The 18,213-nt window shown below is 36.7% G+C and carries 16 protein-coding genes and 1 pseudogene; 7 read left to right on the top strand and 10 right to left on the bottom strand.

Annotated features, from left to right (window positions below; all coding sequences use genetic code 11):
• Nucleotides 1-335: 335 nt before the first annotated feature.
• Complete coding sequence (locus tag J7I93_RS13735) at nucleotides 336-1,031, top strand: FadR/GntR family transcriptional regulator (protein ID WP_214726429.1); 696 nt, start codon at nucleotides 336-338, stop codon at nucleotides 1,029-1,031.
• 260 nt (nucleotides 1,032-1,291) lie between these two features.
• On the opposite strand, the gene J7I93_RS13730 is transcribed toward J7I93_RS13735, so the two are convergent.
• Nucleotides 1,292-2,104 (bottom strand): uracil-DNA glycosylase family protein, encoded by an 813-nt coding sequence (locus J7I93_RS13730; RefSeq protein ID WP_214726428.1) that lies wholly within the window; start codon nucleotides 2,102-2,104, stop codon nucleotides 1,292-1,294.
• Nucleotides 2,105-2,249: 145 nt separating this feature from the next.
• Between J7I93_RS13730 and J7I93_RS13725 the strand changes: the two genes are divergently transcribed.
• Nucleotides 2,250-2,618, top strand: coding sequence for a hypothetical protein (locus J7I93_RS13725; RefSeq protein WP_214726427.1), 369 nt, complete (start codon nucleotides 2,250-2,252; stop codon nucleotides 2,616-2,618).
• 112 nt (nucleotides 2,619-2,730) lie between these two features.
• Here the strand turns inward: J7I93_RS13725 and J7I93_RS13720 are convergent, their stop codons facing one another.
• The 5 genes and pseudogenes from J7I93_RS13720 to J7I93_RS13700 form a co-directional block, all read right to left on the bottom strand.
• Nucleotides 2,731-3,018: a hypothetical protein gene (locus tag J7I93_RS13720; RefSeq protein WP_214726426.1), complete on the bottom strand. Its 288-nt coding sequence runs from the start codon at nucleotides 3,016-3,018 to the stop codon at nucleotides 2,731-2,733.
• Nucleotides 3,011-3,415 (bottom strand): hypothetical protein, encoded by a 405-nt coding sequence (locus J7I93_RS13715; RefSeq protein ID WP_214726425.1) that lies wholly within the window; start codon nucleotides 3,413-3,415, stop codon nucleotides 3,011-3,013. Before J7I93_RS13715 ends, J7I93_RS13720 begins: the two co-directional genes overlap by 8 nt.
• Nucleotides 3,412-4,395, bottom strand: coding sequence for a hypothetical protein (locus J7I93_RS13710; protein WP_214726424.1), 984 nt, complete (start codon nucleotides 4,393-4,395; stop codon nucleotides 3,412-3,414). Before J7I93_RS13710 ends, J7I93_RS13715 begins: the two co-directional genes overlap by 4 nt.
• 327 nt (nucleotides 4,396-4,722) lie before the next feature.
• Nucleotides 4,723-6,171 (bottom strand): annotated as a pseudogene (locus tag J7I93_RS13705) (YifB family Mg chelatase-like AAA ATPase).
• A 44-nt stretch (nucleotides 6,172-6,215) separates the two neighbouring features.
• Nucleotides 6,216-6,806: a transposase gene (locus J7I93_RS13700; protein WP_214726423.1), complete on the bottom strand. Its 591-nt coding sequence runs from the start codon at nucleotides 6,804-6,806 to the stop codon at nucleotides 6,216-6,218.
• Between the two features lie 242 nt (nucleotides 6,807-7,048).
• On the opposite strand from J7I93_RS13700, the gene J7I93_RS13695 reads away from it, so the two are divergent.
• The 3 genes from J7I93_RS13695 (at nucleotide 7,049) to J7I93_RS13685 (ending at nucleotide 9,729) form a co-directional block, all read left to right on the top strand.
• Nucleotides 7,049-8,056: a DUF3231 family protein gene (locus tag J7I93_RS13695; RefSeq protein WP_214726422.1), complete on the top strand. Its 1,008-nt coding sequence runs from the start codon at nucleotides 7,049-7,051 to the stop codon at nucleotides 8,054-8,056.
• A 10-nt stretch (nucleotides 8,057-8,066) separates the two neighbouring features.
• Nucleotides 8,067-8,546, top strand: a complete 480-nt coding sequence (locus J7I93_RS13690; protein ID WP_214726421.1) for a hypothetical protein — start codon at nucleotides 8,067-8,069, stop codon at nucleotides 8,544-8,546.
• A 592-nt stretch (nucleotides 8,547-9,138) separates the two neighbouring features.
• Nucleotides 9,139-9,729: a hypothetical protein gene (locus J7I93_RS13685; RefSeq protein ID WP_214726420.1), complete on the top strand. Its 591-nt coding sequence runs from the start codon at nucleotides 9,139-9,141 to the stop codon at nucleotides 9,727-9,729.
• Nucleotides 9,730-9,919: 190 nt separating this feature from the next.
• Here J7I93_RS13685 and J7I93_RS13680 read toward each other — a convergent pair whose 3' ends face one another.
• Entirely contained in the window at nucleotides 9,920-10,471 is a 552-nt protein-coding gene (locus tag J7I93_RS13680) for a DUF7713 domain-containing protein (protein WP_214726419.1), read from the bottom strand.
• 948 nt (nucleotides 10,472-11,419) lie between these two features.
• On the opposite strand from J7I93_RS13680, the gene J7I93_RS13675 reads away from it, so the two are divergent.
• Nucleotides 11,420-13,669, top strand: a complete 2,250-nt coding sequence (locus J7I93_RS13675) for a P-loop NTPase fold protein (protein WP_214726418.1) — start codon at nucleotides 11,420-11,422, stop codon at nucleotides 13,667-13,669.
• 417 nt (nucleotides 13,670-14,086) lie between these two features.
• Here the strand turns inward: J7I93_RS13675 and J7I93_RS25540 are convergent, their stop codons facing one another.
• The 3 genes from J7I93_RS25540 to istA form a co-directional block, all read right to left on the bottom strand.
• Nucleotides 14,087-14,311: a DUF6037 family protein gene (locus J7I93_RS25540; RefSeq protein WP_353050273.1), complete on the bottom strand. Its 225-nt coding sequence runs from the start codon at nucleotides 14,309-14,311 to the stop codon at nucleotides 14,087-14,089.
• 218 nt (nucleotides 14,312-14,529) lie between these two features.
• Nucleotides 14,530-15,249: an IS21-like element helper ATPase IstB gene (gene istB / locus J7I93_RS13670; RefSeq protein ID WP_214726417.1), complete on the bottom strand. Its 720-nt coding sequence runs from the start codon at nucleotides 15,247-15,249 to the stop codon at nucleotides 14,530-14,532.
• Complete coding sequence (gene istA, locus J7I93_RS13665) at nucleotides 15,242-16,750, bottom strand: IS21 family transposase (protein WP_214726416.1); 1,509 nt, start codon at nucleotides 16,748-16,750, stop codon at nucleotides 15,242-15,244. The genes istB (J7I93_RS13670) and istA overlap by 8 nt, the downstream gene beginning before the upstream one ends.
• A 196-nt stretch (nucleotides 16,751-16,946) precedes the next feature.
• Between istA and istB (J7I93_RS13660) the strand changes: the two genes are divergently transcribed.
• Nucleotides 16,947-17,654 carry an IS21-like element helper ATPase IstB gene (gene istB / locus J7I93_RS13660; protein WP_214726415.1) on the top strand — a complete coding sequence of 236 codons (708 nt, stop codon included), beginning with the start codon at nucleotides 16,947-16,949 and terminating at the stop codon, nucleotides 17,652-17,654.
• The last annotated feature ends 559 nt before the right edge of the window (nucleotides 17,655-18,213 follow it).

Here is an 18,213-nt window from a genome sequence, read left to right as displayed (position 1 = left end):
TTCATTTTTTAATGTACAAGCAGAAAGATGATGTATTAATAAGTAACCGGATAATTGGTAGGACCAACTATTAAAGCGTTATCAATTTCACCCTTAATTTTGCACAATATCAAAAGAATGGAGAGCATAAAACTTACCCTATTCACCAGCTCCTTTTAATGAAATTATTCAATTGGATAATTGGATAGACCAATTTAATTGAAATTTTTACTATTTATGGGTAAAATCATAGCATGGGATATTTTTCAGGTCAATACATGTATTCTAAATTATCAAAATATTTTATATTTTCAAGTTGCTTTTCACAATAAAAATATGATTTGGGTGTGATGTCATTGTCTTTTAATCGGGTTCAATATAACAGATTATACGAACAGGTTTTAGAACAAATTGAAAATCAAATCGAATCAGGTGATTTAAAGCTCGGTGACCGGCTGCCAACTGAAAGAGAATTATCTAATAAAATAGGTGTTAGCAGAGGTACTTTAAGAGAGGCATTTCGGATTCTTGAGGAACAAGGAATAATTGAAACGAAACCAGGCGGGGGCAGATACTTAAGGAACATCCAAACGAATGCGTATACGAAAATGAATAATTCCATCATTTCGGAACTGCAGAAAGCTGCAATCATTGACCTCTTGGAAATTCGAGAAATACTAGAGCTCAAAATGGTTGAACTTGCCTGCGAACGAATAACAAAAGAAGAAATTGATCAATTAGAAAAGGGACTAAATGAAAATCAAGAAAATCGGTCATTGGATTATGATTTTCATATTGAGCTTGCACGGGCATCTAAAAACATCGTGATTGTTAACTTTATGAAGCTAAATATCAATATCATTAAAGAAGCCAGGAAAATGAGTTTCAATAATACAACGAATTTTACATCAGCTATACAAGAACATCGTGAGATATTAGATGCTGTCAAAAACGGGGATAAAAACCTTGCTAAAGAAAAGTTATTAATGCATCTTTCCAAAATAAGAGTGAGAATGAATCAGGAAGAAGTTAATCTGCCACAGGAATTTTAGGAATTATTCTATAAATAATCTACCTGATATTGGGGACAGAGTGGGACAGAGGGACAGGTTCACTGTCCCAGTCCTACCTCAAATCTTAATGGGACAAGGGACCTGTCCCCGTGTCCTCTTGATGGGACAAGGGACCTGTCCCCGTGTCCCACCCAACCACGATTCTATATTTTAAGTACATGATATCAGAAAGTGCTATAAAGGGAAGGATTTACTTATTACTAAACCTTTTAAACTCCCTAGAAATGATAAAATAGATTCTAGATTTTAGAAAAGCACCACTCGATCGATTCGATAAGTAACTTCTCCCTTATAGAGGCTTTATTGGCTTTTCCTAAACATCTATTTGTATTGTAAAACCAGCTAGGGTGATAGAGATGAATATTTTTTATTGTTGTTGTTTGTCCATTCGGGTATTTGTAATCAAAGTCATAAACCTTTCCATGTTCTTTTATGGAAGTCCTGCAGAATTGCTGATAGTATTCTAAGTCGTATTCATATAATAAGGTTCTTAATGCTGGACCTTGTTTAACTAGTCTGCCTGGCCCTTTCATTTCAACTAATGTATTTAGTGCTTTATTTGCCCAGTTCCCAAAAGAAACGATTAGTTTTAAATTAGTTAAACGATCTAATTCCTGTTTTAGAATAGTATCACTACAAAGCTCTGTGCAGCTAAAGCCGTTCATATTCCTGTAATCTTCAATTTCCTTTTTATCTCCTCTGCATTTCACTGCATCTGTTATATAGATTTCTTTCATTATGTCAGTACCAAGACGATTTGGATAATTTCCTATGTATCCTTTATGATGCAAAGTTTTACATAGCTCTCTAAAGATTAGATAATAATTGCTAGGCCAAGGGTCAAAATTCTTTCTATGTTCCAAAGTAACCTGCTCAGGTGTCATTCTATTTAATTCTTCTAATTTTTCTTCAGTATCTATTTCGCCTCCAGGGCTTTCAAATAGAAACATTACTTTCAAGTCTTCTTTGTTTTCAGAGGTATCATAAAACACCTTTTGTTGACCATTATTTAGTTTACATTCACCACATTTAAAAACTCTCTCAGCTATCAAAGCCAGTCCCCCTGCCTTTAAAGTATTGAGTATTATTATATGGGCCAAAATTCCCTTTAGAATTTACTGACAGGATTTTTTTTAATAGCAAAATATCTGACTTCCTAGAATATACATATTAAAAATATCAACTGGAGGAGATTTTGTGCCAAAGCGTTGGACTGAAAAAGAGGAAAGATACCTTCAAAAAGTAATACCTGATTACCGAAAGAGTATTCTAAAAAAGAACCTCAAAGAAGCTAAATCTACTACTTTAAAGTTGGCGAAAGAAATTCACCAAGATAACCCAGTCATTCAGAATCGTACAGTCAATGCCATTTATGAACGTCTTCCATATCTGGAGAATCTTCTTGCTGGTGTTTTTGAGAAGCGTCATTATGCTAGTAAGGATCAGAGGTTATATAACACGCTTCCTAGAGAAAGCAAATGTATAACTCCCAATCTATGTAATACTAGACATCCTTATAATGGAGCAATGAAAGAGTATCTCAAAAGAACAAAGAGAGACACTTAAATGAAGAAAAGGCCTTTGCAAAGGATGATTGCGAAGGCCACGGTAATACCTAAAATAAATGTTTTTCCCCTGTCTTAAGAGGACTGAGATCCACCCAGCCCCCTTCAAAAACTCATTTAATTGTCTTTAACAGCTCCTGGATCCTCAAAGCATCTCCCGCTTCTGTTGCCTTTTTAAATTCATGCTGCCATTGCTCCAATTTATTTCTATTATCCTGTTCCTTCTGGTGCAGCTTCTGCCGGATCGATTCCTGCTTTTCTTTTTCTTCCTGAAGGAGCAGCTCCTTCATCCCTTTGATTCTGGATCGCTTCTCTTCTTCTTTTTCTAAAACCTCATGGTACTCGTCGCTCGCTTGTGTTAATTTTTCTTTGATTTGCTTGTTCACTTCTTCCCTATTCATGCTTACCGCTCGCCATTTTAAGTTCCGCATTCTCGGAGTATAAGAATTTTATCATGTCCGTAATGGTTTGTAACATTTGAATATCACCGTTGGAGATGGCGATTTTCATTCCTTCTTGGAGGCTTTTGTACAAATCCATCCGCTCTGTATGTTTGACCTTCAAAAAGTCCTGAAAGTTTGCACGGTCATTTTGCAGTCTTTTTAATCCGACCTCCAGCATAGATTGGATGTGTTCTCTTTGTGTTTTTTCCTGTTCCTTTGCAATCGAATAGTCTTTCATAGCTGTTATCACCTGGCCGATTACTTCTACTCCACTTCCTGCAAGCATCGCAGCTTCAGGTGATAAACTGGCTTTAGCTTTAGGAATAACGGTGGTTAATGGCTTTAAATTACTCATATGTTTTCTCCTCCAATTTGGTCCAGCATATTTTCAAACTCAGTTTCATATTGATTTAAAGTTTTGTGTAGCTGCTCAGCTTTTTTGCTAACCTTTCCTTCCTTCGTGACAAGCTGAATCAAAGAAACAGTATAAATAGCTGACACAAGCAAGTATGATATTTCCATTTTGGACTGTAGTGATGGATCTTCTTTTGGAACTTGATTTAAATCATCAAGCATTCCCTTTAACAACTGACTGTACATGGAAAGAAGCGTTTCGCCTTCTTTGATTTTCCGATTCACTTCAGTTAGTTCCATTTTTTTAACCTTCATTTTTTCGACAGCTAAGAATGCTTTTTGAGAATACCTTTCTGCTTCTTCCAGATAGGCATCGGCTTGCTCCACCCGCTTTCTTTGCTGCTTCATTTTGTAAATGGCAGTAGGGATTGTTAACAAAGGACTCGTTATAAGAATGGGGAAAGGCATCTCAGATTCTCGAGATGGTCCTGTTGGTCTCTCTCCTAATCTTGAATTGGTGCTATTAATAATCTGATCCCCTTGCTTTTGCAACTCTTTTATTTCTGCTAGAGACAGAAACTGAAGTTTATTAAACTGCTTATATTTTTCGGACGAGAACTTGTCAAAATCAATCTGGTTGCTTTCAAGCATGTTCAACCATTCCGAAACTTCCTTTTGCTGAACAGATAATTTCAAGAGGTTAAAGGCTTCTACCTTTTTGGATGTTTGTTTTGCCTTTGATTGAAACGATTTTATTTCTCTTTCAATACGATCTTCTGCTTCACTAATAAGATCATATGCCATCTCGTTCTTTTGAAAAGATGTTTTGTAATCACTATTTTTCTTAATCACCATCTCTTTGAAGCCATCAGTTGTAAGCTCTCGAAACTCGTCACCTGCATCCCGAAAGATCTCGTTAAATTCTCTTCCACTGTCGACGAGTATATCCCCTAATTCCTTAAGTGTTCTGAAGAAACCCATGTTTCATCTCCTATTACTTTTTGTATAGAGCATCTATTGCACCAATAGTCTCTTTCATCTCTTTACGAAAAGTTACCGGTTCAGACGCCTAAACTGTCATCTAGATTAGTTAGCTACTCTTCTTATAGGAAAATAATAACATATAATGCAATCATAGGGTGTTTCTTTAGACCTAAAACATTTATAAATAAAATAACCCCCAACGCAATAGCATCGGCAGTTATTTATTGTAAAACATTTTATATTCAAGAAGCATGCTATAAAAATGCTTACAGTCACGGAGTTAAATGGTAATTTGCAACATTCTAAAATAGTACTTGATATTAATTAACTGCCATTCACCTTTATTCCAACTACATCCTTCCTCTCCACCAAACTATTCAACTTCACTGCCTCCCATATACTTTGATCAGTAATCCCTACACTCCCCTTCAAATCCGAAATGGTTCGTGCCAACCGAATAATTTTAATTTGGGTGCGATTACTCCAGTTTTTTTTATAGGAGAACAGCTGCAGCGTTCGCTGCTGTTCAGCTGTTAAGGGACTTGTTTTCAATAAAGTGTCATAGGATACTCTGCCGTTGCCTATCTCTCTTCTATACCGGTCATACTGCATTTCTCTGGCTGCTTCTACTCTTTTTCTTATGGCAGATGAGGACTCTTCTTTTCTTGTATGAACAGATTTCAGGTTAACAGGTGACAATGATAAATTGATATCAAATCGGTCTTTCAGTGGACCTGATAGCTTATTTTGATAGGCAGCGATTTGTTTAGGGCTACAGGTACAATAATGAGTATTTGAACCTGCATAACCGCATGGACATGGGTTCATGGCTCCAATCAGAATGAAAGAGGCTGGATAAGTTACGGTTGCCTGTGTCCGGCTAATGCTGACTTTTCCGCTCTCTAAAGGCTGTCGAAGCATATCAAGTGTTTTCTTAGTAAATTCTGCAATTTCATCAAGGAATAACACACCGCGATGGGCCAGCGATATCTCGCCTTGGATATTGTCCTCCTCCAACAATTGAAACACCAGACGCAGAATGATGAGGATTCCGGAAGGGCGGAATATCAGTATACTCCCATGAACTTCCGCTTAACTGGTACAAACTAATCATTTCTAACTGTGCTTCTTTCGAAAGAGGAGGCATAATGGATGGGAAACTTTCTGCCAAGAGGCTTTTACCGCAGCCTGGAGGCCCCGTCATAAACACATGATGTTCTCCTGCGGCTGCTATCTCTAAAGCATATTTGGCATAAGAATGGCCCACTATTTCTTTAAAATCAGTAGAGTAAATTTGGTTATCGACTACCTTGGTTTTAGGAAACAATGGGATTGATCCTTGCCCGTTAAGGTGGAGGATAACCTCATTCAATGATGATATATAAACAATCTCCAATTCTTTAAATTCTAAAGCGGGTAGCCTTTCATCAAAAGGCATATATAACTTTTTCAAGCCCAGTTTTTTAGCCGCCAGTACAGCTGGCAGCATCCCTTCCACCGGCTGGACTCGTCCATCCAATGAAAGGGCTCCGACGAAGCCAGTATGATCGGGGATGTTAACTTTTAGTTCCTTAAAACTGATTAACACACTAATCGCCATGGCTAAATCAACATTGGGCCATTTTTCTTTAATTCTGCTGGTGATAAATGAATAATAATCTTTTGACTGGAGAGTGAATACCCCAATGAATGTAAAGCAGCTGCGACCCGTTCTTTTGATTCTTTCACAGAGGCATCAGGCAACCCAACAATAACAATTGAATCAACCCCCACTACTGCTTTGACTTCCACATGAACTAAATATCCCTCCATTCCTCTTAATCCAATACTAACTGCTCTGGCACACATAGCTGCCCCTCCTCATTCTTTTTCTTGTTTTTTTCAACAAATTTTCTATATTGCTCTTCAACAGGTTCTCGGAAAAAGGACAAAGTTTTACTGTGGTCAACATGAGGATTAAACGGAAGAAGATTTACATATGAGGCATAACTGCTCCACCGGTAATCCTCCAAGTGAGAGACCATTTTGGCCTCCAACGGATTACGATGGATATAGCGACTTACTTCCAGAAAATAAGCATCTGTTTCAATTAATTTTGCTCCATAGCGCCCCTGAAAAACATGGCCGTCTGTTCTTAAACGCTGATTAAGGTATACTGCATATCTGGAATGCATTTCTTTCATGATATATTGAATATGATGATGAGTGGTTTCAAGCTGAAGATGAAGGTGGTTGGTCATTAAGCAGTAGGAGTGTAAAACAAAAGGCATCATGCTGCGGACATCTTCCAAAATGGCCAAATACGTTTGAAAATCCACTTGGTCATGAAAAATCGCTGCTCTGCGATTTCCTCTGGCAACAATATGATACATCGCACCAGGAAACCAAATCCGAAGTGGCCTTGGCATTATATAACCTCCTTAAAATATTTAGGAACACATGTTCGTTAAAATGATTTTAAACCATCTTTCATTAGCCGTCAATATCCTACATAAAAAACTAGCTCAGCAACGCCAAGCTAGTCTTTAACGCTTCACTGTATGTGGGGTCGGGCACCGGATTTTTAGGAGTATTTACCCTAAAAAAACACTGAATTACTTTGCGGTTTTATGTTCATCCTAAAATAAAGATAATTTTAGGAGGAATACTTATGCCAGAAAAACCTGCAATTACGTCATCAGAACTAGGAGTATTATGGCTTACATATCAAGAAAAAACAATGATTTTACGAATGTTAGAGTATTTTATAGCGAAAGCAGATGACGAAAAAGCCAAGGATATTATGGCTAATTTGCATGAAGAACTTGAAATATATGTTGGTAAAATAGTTCAGATATTTGAAGAGGAAGGTGCTGTTATACCAGTTGGATATACAGCACAAGATGTAAATAAGGATGTCCCAAAGCTATATGATAATGGTTTTGACATTATGTTTGTTCGTCTTTTAAAAGAAATCAGTATGGGTTTACATTCATTAAATGTAACAATGACGTTTCGAGAAGATATTAATATACTTTTTGAAGACCTTACTGCTCTCACCCAAAAGTATTTCAGGATATGCTCTCAATATTTGTTGGAAAAAGGATTACTTGTTAGAACACCTTATGTATCGATGCCAAAATCAGTTGAGTTTATTAAAAATAATAGTTATTTAGGTGGGATAGCTCTTAATCCATTTAGTCAAAAAAGAACATTGAATACGGTAGAGGTCGCTCACCTTCATAAAGCTATTGAATCAAATCTTTCAGGATTGCAGATGATCTTAGGTTTTGGTCAGTGTGCTAATGATACTGAGGTGAAAAAGTTCTTTAATGAAGGTGCAGAGCTTGCTAAAGGTATTATAAAAGAAATAAGTGAAGTCATGATTCAAACAAATCTTTCAATTCCTCAAACCCCAGGAGGGAATGCGACTAATTCAACAGTGGCTCCATTTTCTGATAAGCTAATGATGTATTGTACAAGTCTTTTTTGTAGTTTTTCATTGGGAAGCAATTCACTCGGAACTGCTTTTAGTTTACGAAATGACTTGCCCGCCAAAAATACGATTTTTATGAAAGATATTTTTGAATATGCTCATAAGGGTGCGAAAATCATGATTAAAAATGGTTGGATGGAAGAGCCACCTCAAATGGAGGACCGTAAACAAAAGATGAATTGAGTGATATGGGGTGAGCTGTTATAAGAAACCTAAAAAACATGAGGCTTTACTATGGAGCATAGCATTACCAGGGTTTGGTCAGTTCTTAAATAGAAGGTTATTTAAAGGGAGTATATTAATTCTTTTAGAATTTCTTGTAAATGTACTAAGTAACTTCAACTTAGCGATTATCTATTCATTTACAGGAGAAATACAAAAAGCCATTGATGTTACAAATTTTCAATGGCTTATGTTCTATCCTTGTTTGTATATGTTTGCCATGTGGGATGCATATAGGGATGCAGAAGGAGAAATAAATCCATATTCGTATATCCCCTTTGTATTTGGTGCTTTTTTTATAACAATTGGGTTGATTTTTTCAACAAAACTAAAAATAATGGGTGTCGTATTCGGTCCAGTAATTCTACCTATACTTTCTTTAGTACCAGGTCTAACGATAGGATTTATCATTTATCACATTGTTCTAACAATGAACTATAGAAGACACTAAAAGGTTACTTCTGTTTTTCAACTAAGAGAGCTTTAAATGATTTAAAAGGCTTCCTTTGTTGCGCTGTACAACGATACTATTCAATAGAAAAATTGTCTTCACAATCGGGCTCATTGCGGAAGACCATAAGCCCAATTCCTCGGTAAAAATAAGGAGGATTAGGCCTTTTCACTTTCAAATTCTTGACGTTTTTCTATTGGTAAACACGTTGGCAGCAAGTGGTAAATTTCGTGTCAACTGCTGGTAAAAAACATGGCAGAGATGGTACATTCTTGTGGCTGTAATCATCAAACTTCACGGAACCCGAGGTCAGGCCCCCTTTCTTCCAAATAAAAGGGTAAAAACTTTGCAAAAAATAAAATGCAGAGTCCTGCACTCTTATTTATTTTGAGTGGGGCTGGGAAAACTATTTATCTACACTTTATCACTTATCGATGTAGGGTCAGGCACCTGATTTCTGTGAAGATCCCGTCATAATATTAGTAAAAGTCACAGACAATAGTGGAAATTAAATAGATGTCCAATACTTTTCTATTTCACTAACATATTATTTTACAAGGTGATTTTAATAATTTTTATGAGGGTGATTTATATGCTTAAGGATGACCAGCCTTGTCAGAGATGTTGTCCGCAAACAACTGATCCAAAATCAGGAATAAAAATATGCATCTGTCCTCGCGGACCAAGAGGGCCGCAAGGTATTCAAGGACCTCAAGGGCTGCCGGGACCAGGATCCACTTACTTTTTTAATCAAGAAAGAGGAGACCTATCCATTCCACCCGGTGTCATCACTTATACACCTTTGATTGAGGTTGAAGTAATGACAACAGCGCCGGGTGAAAGAGTTAAGATAGATTCAATGTTCGAAACAATTATTATTACAGGATTATTAGATAGATATAGTTATATTGAATTCTTCAGACTTGTAAGAGAAGGCCCTACAGGCTCTTTTAATATATTGACTGATACTGTATTAGTTGAAACAAATAAGGTGAAAATTTCTGGAGATGGGTCTAGAATAACTTCTTTCCCAAGCATAACCTGGACAGATACACCTCCGAATCCAGGGGTGAATACTTATCGTATTGAGATGATTCGCGGGTCATTAGATGAAAGAAATATCGCTAGTGTTACAGTACAGGACAGATCCATAACTGCAATTGTATTTCCTCCATCACCGTAACTTTCTTACCTCAACGCAGCCCTTGTTTTAAACATTGTACGACTTAGAAACTCGTTAAACAATAAATAAAATATTATTGTGGACTGCAAAATAATAGTGCAGAACTTTGCAAAGGAAAAATACAGAGTCTTGCACTTTTATACATATTGAAGTGGAGCTATGTACCGTGTGTGGGGTCAGGCGCCGTAATTCAATCTGTCATATCAAAGAATTTCATTTGAATTTGAAAACCTTCATAACTCTTTACCATCTCACCTAATTGTTCCCATGTATAAGGCTGTCCATCTATCACAATCATGGGTACAGACGAGCTCATCTCATCGTGATCAATACGACCAACTACCTCATCATCAATGATTGAGTGATATTTTTGACCATTCGGAAATTCTCCAACCTTTATAAATCGTTTAGATACACCACGCTTTACCTTATCAATCAGTTTCTGAAATAACTCGGATTGATTACACTCTAGCTCACCATCAACAGCAAACTGGTAACCATATTCTATATCCGCTACAGCCTCTAAGAATATGCCATTTGGATAAAGCCGCCGTTGGACCGTAAAGTTTCTTCTAGTCCCAGAATAATCGTTAACGGCTATCTCTTCAGGCATAGCCTCTAGCATAACTCCCATCTCTGCAGAAACCATATCGTTAAAACAATCACCACAAAGCCGCTCCTGCCAATCATCTGTTAATATAATTGTAGCTACTTTATCCTGACAACGATCACACATATTCATTCTTATCACCCATACTTCGACTATTTTGTTTTTACGCTTACTTTATTATTACATAATTTAAATCGAAGTACATACTTACATAAAAGATGCCGTCTAGCAAGATTCACTTACAATGCAATAAAGATTTTTCGACATGTTTCAGGGAGTCACTGTGACTATACCTTTTTGGAAGTAGAGACAAGAATTGACGAATGAGCATTTGTCGCCCTATACTTTTATTGTTCAATTGGAAAAACTCCTTTCAGAAGACTTGTTTGTTTAAGGAAACAAAACAAGGTCAACATCTTCTACAATAGGAGTTTTTTATTGCTTGTAAATACATTTCGTTGAAAATATGGAATTTTTTAAAGTAGTGCAAGACCAGTATGTCAGACCCCTTCTACCTAAGAAGATCTAAAGTCCTGGGTCTTTAAATGGCAGGATCGGCTCAAAATGGTGTCACAAGTTGAGAAAATTTATTGCAAAGGGTTCATTTCATTGGCAATATTCATGTACAAATTAAATGCCTTAACACAATGATTAACTAATAGCTCAATAGCCAAATAGAAAAGCAAAGAGAACTTTTCCCAAAACTAGGTTCTCTTTGCAGAAGTAGCCCCTATCACTTTAACACTGCACCGTATGTGGGGTCAGGTACTCATTTTTTAACAATCGTTCTATATCATGCTATGAAACTGGAGGCTGCTTACGGCCATTAGCCTTTATCCCTGTGCCAGCTTTCCTTTCTACCAAGCTGTTCAACTTCGCTTCTTCCCATTGAGGGCTGCAATTGTCCCACGTCCATTCGAAAATAGGAACAGTTAATTTTATTTCCATAAATGTATAGGGTACAGGCATCAATTTTTATATACAAGTCACCAATAATTAGATAAATATGGTAAACTCATATTGTTAGCTTTTTCTATTAATATATTTATCTCTTATTTCTTTAAACTCGAGGAGTTAATAATGAAAATATTAGTTAATCATTCAAAACTACATGGGGTTCCATTTCACAAAGATGTACATAATGAAATGTTTTATTTTGAAAAAGACAAAGTAGAACAGATAAAAAATGAAGTCTTATGTGGGGATGGTTCCAGTATTCTTATCTCTGGATACAGGGGTGCGGGCAAAACATCTTTTATAAATAAGGTTGAAGAGCAGATTACTAATGAACCTAACAAAAAGAAACAGATTCACTTTGTAAAGTTAAACCTAACGAAATTCAACGGCTATCCCTATTTAATAAGAAAAATCATTCGCGCGGTTTATGAGTCTATACCTGCGGAAGATTTAAAAGATTTAAGTAAAAAAGATCCCGATTTAGCCACTAAGCTAGGGTTGTTGTATGAAAGAACTTTTAATGATGTAACTGCTATCAACAACTTTGAGCTTTCAAATCAGACTAAAAGTACATTAAAGAGCACCTTTAACGCAAAAAAGCTAACTATCCTATTCTTTTCCATCATTGTGACTGCTTTAAACTTAATCTTTGATTTTAGTCAATTCCTCTTAAATAAAGAAGTTTTTTCAAAAATAATTAATTGGATTACTTTTATAGGAGTAAGTATATGGGGAGCTGTGGAGGCTTTCAAATTTGATTTAAGCTGGAGTAAGGAACAAATAAATAAACATGTTCTTAATAGACAAAGTCTCTATGATGAAGAAATAGCAGAACACCGTTTGACAGAAATCTTGAAAGAACTTAACGAAAAAGATATAAAGTTTGTTATTGTTCTTGATGAATTAGATAAGATTGATATACTTGGTGTTGAAAATATTATTAGTGAATTAAAGTTCTTAATGCTGAGCGGTTTAGCCTCTTTTATTATAATTGCCGGCCAGCAATTATACTATAAATATGATCATTCTCCGGTTGAGGATGATTCAATTCTCTCCAGTTTATTTTCTAATATCATACATATCCCACTTTCAGATGCTGAAACATTCAAAAAGATAGCTGGCGAGATAATTACTGATAAAGATACGTTAGTTAATGACACGGTTTCTAACTACATCTCTGCCTTAACCCTTATATCAAATCGTTTACCAAGAAGGTTTATTAACCTTTTGCGCCAAGAAATAAAATGGGATGGAAATAATAATCCTTATCTTGAAATAACGGATCAAGATGAAAAAAATATTGTACTGGCTAGATGTCTAGAGGTTATTGAAAAAATAGAGAGTAATGAATTAGAAGAAAGCTATGATAAATACAGCGATGGTATAAAGGATTTTTTCTCTTTTCAATTGCATCGATGGCTGCAGATAATAATAAAAAAGAGAGATGTACCATTTACATTAGAAGATATAATGGGTACGGATCAAAACGATTTACCCCCTTATCTTTCACGGTATACCACGCTTCTTACAGATCTGGCAGAACTTCTGAAGGACAGATTATTAGAGGCTAATGTGCTGTCACAGATTACTCAGCCAGCAGGAGAAGAATCCGATAAATATTTATTTACTTATGAGATAACAATACAAGAAAATCACCAAAATCCGAATAGTTATAACTCAAAATTCATTAATAATATTAATAATATTAAACAGCTAATAAATCATTTATCTCATTATATGAATAGTATTGAAGTTACGGACTCGATGGAAGACAAAGTAAAAAAATTAGTTGAAAATCAATACTTAAGCCAAAACTGGACAAAAAATATTAAAAGATTAAATAGCCTTCAGTTAATTAGCGAGAAACTTAGCAGCAACATCTCGTTATCAGCTGAAGAGGTTAACATTTTACAAGAATCAAATATACAATCCAGCCGTTTTGAATCAGAGCTTTTAGAGAGCTACTATTACTATTTAACTAGAAGAGTATTTGAACACTCCAATTATAAAGTTACAAAATATTATTCAATCTCCTCTACTAAAAAAAACCGGTTTTATGCTGACTTTTTTATGTTAAATAGCCAAGAAACAAAACCCGATATTCTTTTTGAAGTAAAACTTAGTCTAAGAAGTATGAATACAAGTATCTATTCAAGGCTAATTGATAATTTAAGAGAGTACAATCAATTATCTAAAAAGGAAAATTACTTAGTAATCATTATAAATGAATCAAATATGGAATTAGATAGAATATACCAAAGACTTTCTAATACAATTAAAGATCCTGAAATAATGAAGTACGTAAAAGTTTACATAGCTCAAGACTACTCTCCGGAATCTTTCAAAGCATTTATTAATGAAAATATAAATTAAAACTTAAATTAGTTCGCTTAAAACTATTGCCTGTACAAACTCAATAAACAAAGAGAATCTAAATTCATTATATGTTAATCCATACATTTAACAATAGGGTTAGGTTCTCTTTGCTGAACATACTTGTATTATCCAATGACCTGTGTTCTCGACTTGGCTTAGATATTTTACCTTTGCTTTCAGCAGGTCCCATCCTCCACACTCGATTTAGTCCCTTTAATCATTCCACGCTTCTAAACACCAGCAAGAAAAAGGCGGAATACACGTTATATAAAATGGAAATGTTATCCTCGATCTTTAGAATCCATGGTTCTCGATAACATTAATTTGTAAATGGAATCAGACCACTCTCTTTTAATGTGGGGACAGTCCCCTTCTTTTAATCTTTTTCAGCCACCGATATAAAAACTTTATAAGTTAAAATGTTATTTCCTCTCTTTTTTTGTCTGTGTAGAAGACGCTAATATTTTTATCTTTTATTTCCTCGTATAAATCAGGGTATAGCAATCTCGTTTTCTCCTTATTTTCTAGGGAGCAAGATTTATTAAGATGAGGATAGTTATCCCAATTTCTGATTTCTTTAATGTAAACCTTATCTTTTTCCTCAAACTGATAAATTGCTGCGATAGTGTTTCTACTAATATTTGATTGGCTTGTTTATGGCATCATAAAACCTCTTTCAAATAACGTTAAGAAATGTATGTTCGTTAAGTTTTTTTATATCCCCTCTCACCATTCGTCAATATCCTACATAAAAAAAACTAGCTCAGCAACGCCAAGCTAGTCTTTAATGCTGTTTTTGGCAAGCAAAAAATGCACGAAACGGCAGTTAAAAATGTAGCCACCTGCCAACAGTATATCTAGTTCTGTAATAAAGACTCTTTATAGCGATGACTATCGCCATTGAAAACTACCAGATGAGAATGATGGATCAGTCGGTCAATGACTGCTTCCGTTAAGATGGGATCGCCAAAGACATGGTTCCATTGACCGAACTGAAGAATAGTGGTGATAATGATGCTTTTTGCCTCATAGCACATTGAAATAACTTGGAATAATAACTCTCCACCTTGTTTATGTAGAGGAATGTAACCTAGTTCATCGAGAATTAATAAATCCAGCTTTTCTAGTTGCTTGAATAATTTTGGCAGAGTGCCTTTTTCATTCGCCTCAAGAAGTCGATTTACTAATCCTGCCACTGTGTAGAACTTTACCGATTTGCCAAACTTATGTATGGCATTCAAGCCGATTAGCGTAGCTAGATAGGTTTTGCCGACTCCTACTCCTCCGTAGAAAATAACATTCTCTTGCTTTTCCATGAACTCTCCATTTAAAAGGTTCTCCTTTGTCATTCCTGGCGGAACCTGAACCTCATTCCAATCAAACGGTTTTCCTTTCACCGTTGGAAGGGTAGCCTGGGTTAACAGGAGATTTAGCCTGCGCTCTTCACGCTGCCGGATTTCGGCTTCAAAAAGTTTGAGTAAATACTCTTGATTACTCGAAGCTTCTACTTCATCAAAATGCTCTTTGATCCAACTTAGCTTTAACCGTTTAGCATAAGATTTTATTTGGTCATTCATTATGCTGCACCTCTTTGTGGAGTTGATCATAATGATCTAAGCCTCGCGTTGCTTCCGGCAGTTGAGGCAACGACCTTTTTGAGCTTAGTTCACTTCTGATTCCACGACCGTTAATAAGTTGATAGAATACTTGTTTAATGGCATCCACGGAGGGATGTCCATGTTCAGAAGCGATGACCAAGGCTTTGGTAATAACGCTGAAATCGTGATCCTTTAAGATTATCGATAATAGTTTCAGTGCCTCCGGCTTTTCAGTTACAGTACAGGATCCGAAATAGTTCTTCCACTCTTCCGGAAGCTGGTCATAAAAACTAGTATATTTAAGTGCCGTAGGCCGTTTGGCCATCAAGTTTAGGTACGGCTGCCATTTCATGGACTTTCTATATTGGCCATATAGACGGGAATGGCTTACTACAAGTTGATGGTCATCGTTCAAAATATCCACCCTGCTATATGATATTTTTACGAGTACCTTGTTAAGTGCATATCTTGGTGAAGTCGAATATAGATTAAGGTCCAGCTTAATATATCCGTATTTATCGGCTTTCAGGGTCTCGTACCTGACACATTCGTATTCTTTTACCGGCAATAGGAGGAAGGCATCCTTATCCTCCTCGAAGAGTTCCTCAATCTTCCACTCCTTTTGGTAATGCTTCCTTTTACGGTCCTTTTCTGCCTTTCCCCATAGCTCTTTATTCAACTCATCCAGTTCGATGACATGAAGTCCGGGGAGGAGGAAGTTATTCCTGATATACTTGACCATTGCTTCTACATGCCCTTTTTCATTCCCGCTATTAGGATTACAGAACTCACACTCGAAACCGTAGTGCAGAACGAAGTTCTGGAATTCATCGGTTAATTGCCGTTCACCATTTGGCAGTATTTTCTTCACCGCCGGGGAAAGGTTGTCAAACCGTATGGTTTTCGGCACTCCGCCCATATGATGAAAAACTCTCTTCATCCCCTCAAGAAAGCACTCCCTATTTTGGGAAGGAAATACTTGAAAATAAAAAGCATTACTGAAAGGGAAGGACAATACAAGGTATGGCAAGACAATCTCTTCTCCTCCGTAAACAAAAGGAGCTTCTCCAAAATCCACCTGGGCAGTACCTGGTTTAGCTTCGAGTGGAAGAGCTGGATCATTTGCCTCATTTAGGAAAGCCTTCTTTCTAGTGGAAACATAATCCCTGACCGTACGGTCGGAACCTTTAAAATCATGATGCTCCTTTAATAATTCCCACATTCTCTTGGCTGTCCTACGAAACTTCTTTTTCTTTTTTTGATCTTCCTTGATCCAATCATCGAGTATGGCTTTCACTGGTCCTAACACCGGAGCTGTCCTAGTCAGTTTCTTAATAGGCTTTTCGTTGAAGTCGTCCATATCTGCATACTTCTTAACGGTTCTGGGTTCTCTCCCCATTATTTTAGCCACACATGAATATCCGCAGCCTTTAAAGTTAACTTCATGTCTGATATAATTAATTTCGGCCACCGCCAACATCTCCTTAATACCTCCTGCACGTTTTGTACCCAACAGGAAGTGTATGTGTATTTGGGAATGTTGACAAGTGGCTTTTTTTAATTTGTGCAGGCCCCTATGGGTCTGCACAAATTAAATGCCATAACCTACAATTTTATGATGCCATAAACACTTTAATGCTTCACCGTTTGTGGGGTCAGGCACCTTTTTTCATGAGATGCGGTTAAACGCCATGGCAGAACAATTCAACGAACAACTCCGGAATGAGCAGTTCAAAGAGTTATCTTTTGAGGACCGCTTTGGACTGATGGTAGATATTGAATGGTCACGCCGTAAAAACAATAAGCTAAATCGACTTATCAAGGGGGCTAACTTCCGTTATCCCAATGCCTGTGTTGAAGATATAGAATATCACGCAGACCGAAGGCTTGATAAAACACAAATTCTAAGACTCGCTTCATCCGAATATATCCAAGGGAAACACAATCTTATCATCAAGGGAGCTTCCGGAAACGGAAAGTCTTACCTCGCGTGCGCCTTTGGGATCGCTGCCTGCCGCCAATTTTATACAGTCAAATATGTTCGTCTTCCCGATCTTTTGGAAGAATTAGCTGTGGCCAGAGGCGAAGGAATCTATCAAAAAGTCATGAAGTCTTACCGAAAGGTTGACCTTCTCATTTTAGATGAATGGCTCCTTACTTCACTTAGGGAAAATGAAGCCCGAGATCTCCTGGAAATCATAGAATCCCGTCATCAGGTGGCATCCACCATTTTCTGTTCTCAGTTCGATACACAGGGCTGGTACGAAAAAATAGGGGAAGCTACTTTGGCTGATGCAATATTGGACCGGATTATCCACGATTCCTACAACATTTTCATCGATGGTGAAGTCTCAATGAGAGAACGACATGGAATAAAGGGATAGGATTAACCTCTTGGGAATACCATAAAAAATAACCTCCTACCAATCCAGATTGGGTAGGAGGCCTTGGAATTATTCATCGGTTAGAAAGTTAAAAAATCCGATTTGGAAAGCAGTTGATAATTTTCTGTTCTAACTCATTGTTTTTTAGCTTTAACTCAGCTACTTTCTTCTTGTAATCTAGTGATTTTGGTTTATTCATCTATCCCATCTTCATAAGCAGTCCCCAAAACCCTAAGCCATTCACTGAAATTATACATATCCCATTCAGCTAAACTAGCCTTTTTATTCTTCATAGCGAGTCCCACAGGATTAGTATCCATCCAATTACGGAGCAATTCCTCATCGCACTTAACCTCGTGTAAGGGAAAAAACCGGTTGCTTTCTGGACGGTGACCAAATAATGTCCCCTTCCCCAAAACTATTTATTTAAATGTAGTATATCTGTGATTAGGAGGATAGGCAAAAGGAGGTGGCTCTCAATGTGGCTATGGTGGCTCTATTTTTTGTCATAAGTGGCTCTGAAATTTGGCAATAGTGGCACTTTTTGATGGCAATATTC

The sequence above is a fragment of the Bacillus sp. ISL-47 genome (genome assembly GCF_018613175.1).
GTDB lineage: Bacteria > Bacillota > Bacilli > Bacillales > Cytobacillaceae > Cytobacillus.
This window is presented reverse-complemented; position numbering and strand designations above follow the sequence as displayed.

Bases quoted from the DNA above. Each gene is read 5' to 3' on its own strand.
- J7I93_RS13720 (WP_214726426.1), bottom strand. From the start codon at position 3,018: ATGAATAGGGAAGAAGTGAACAAGCAAATCAAAGAAAAATTAACACAA.
- J7I93_RS13715 (WP_214726425.1), bottom strand. From the start codon at position 3,415: ATGAGTAATTTAAAGCCATTAACCACCGTTATTCCTAAAGCTAAAGCC.
- J7I93_RS13710 (WP_214726424.1), bottom strand. From the start codon at position 4,395: ATGGGTTTCTTCAGAACACTTAAGGAATTAGGGGATATACTCGTCGAC.
- J7I93_RS13700 (WP_214726423.1), bottom strand. From the start codon at position 6,806: ATGCCAAGGCCACTTCGGATTTGGTTTCCTGGTGCGATGTATCATATT.
- J7I93_RS13695 (WP_214726422.1), top strand. From the start codon at position 7,049: ATGCCAGAAAAACCTGCAATTACGTCATCAGAACTAGGAGTATTATGG.
- J7I93_RS13685 (WP_214726420.1), top strand. From the start codon at position 9,139: ATGCTTAAGGATGACCAGCCTTGTCAGAGATGTTGTCCGCAAACAACT.
- J7I93_RS13680 (WP_214726419.1), bottom strand. From the start codon at position 10,471: ATGAATATGTGTGATCGTTGTCAGGATAAAGTAGCTACAATTATATTA.
- J7I93_RS13675 (WP_214726418.1), top strand. From the start codon at position 11,420: ATGAAAATATTAGTTAATCATTCAAAACTACATGGGGTTCCATTTCAC.
- istB (WP_214726417.1), bottom strand. From the start codon at position 15,249: ATGAATGACCAAATAAAATCTTATGCTAAACGGTTAAAGCTAAGTTGG.
- istA (WP_214726416.1), bottom strand. From the start codon at position 16,750: ATGTTGGCGGTGGCCGAAATTAATTATATCAGACATGAAGTTAACTTT.
- istB (WP_214726415.1), top strand. From the start codon at position 16,947: ATGCGGTTAAACGCCATGGCAGAACAATTCAACGAACAACTCCGGAAT.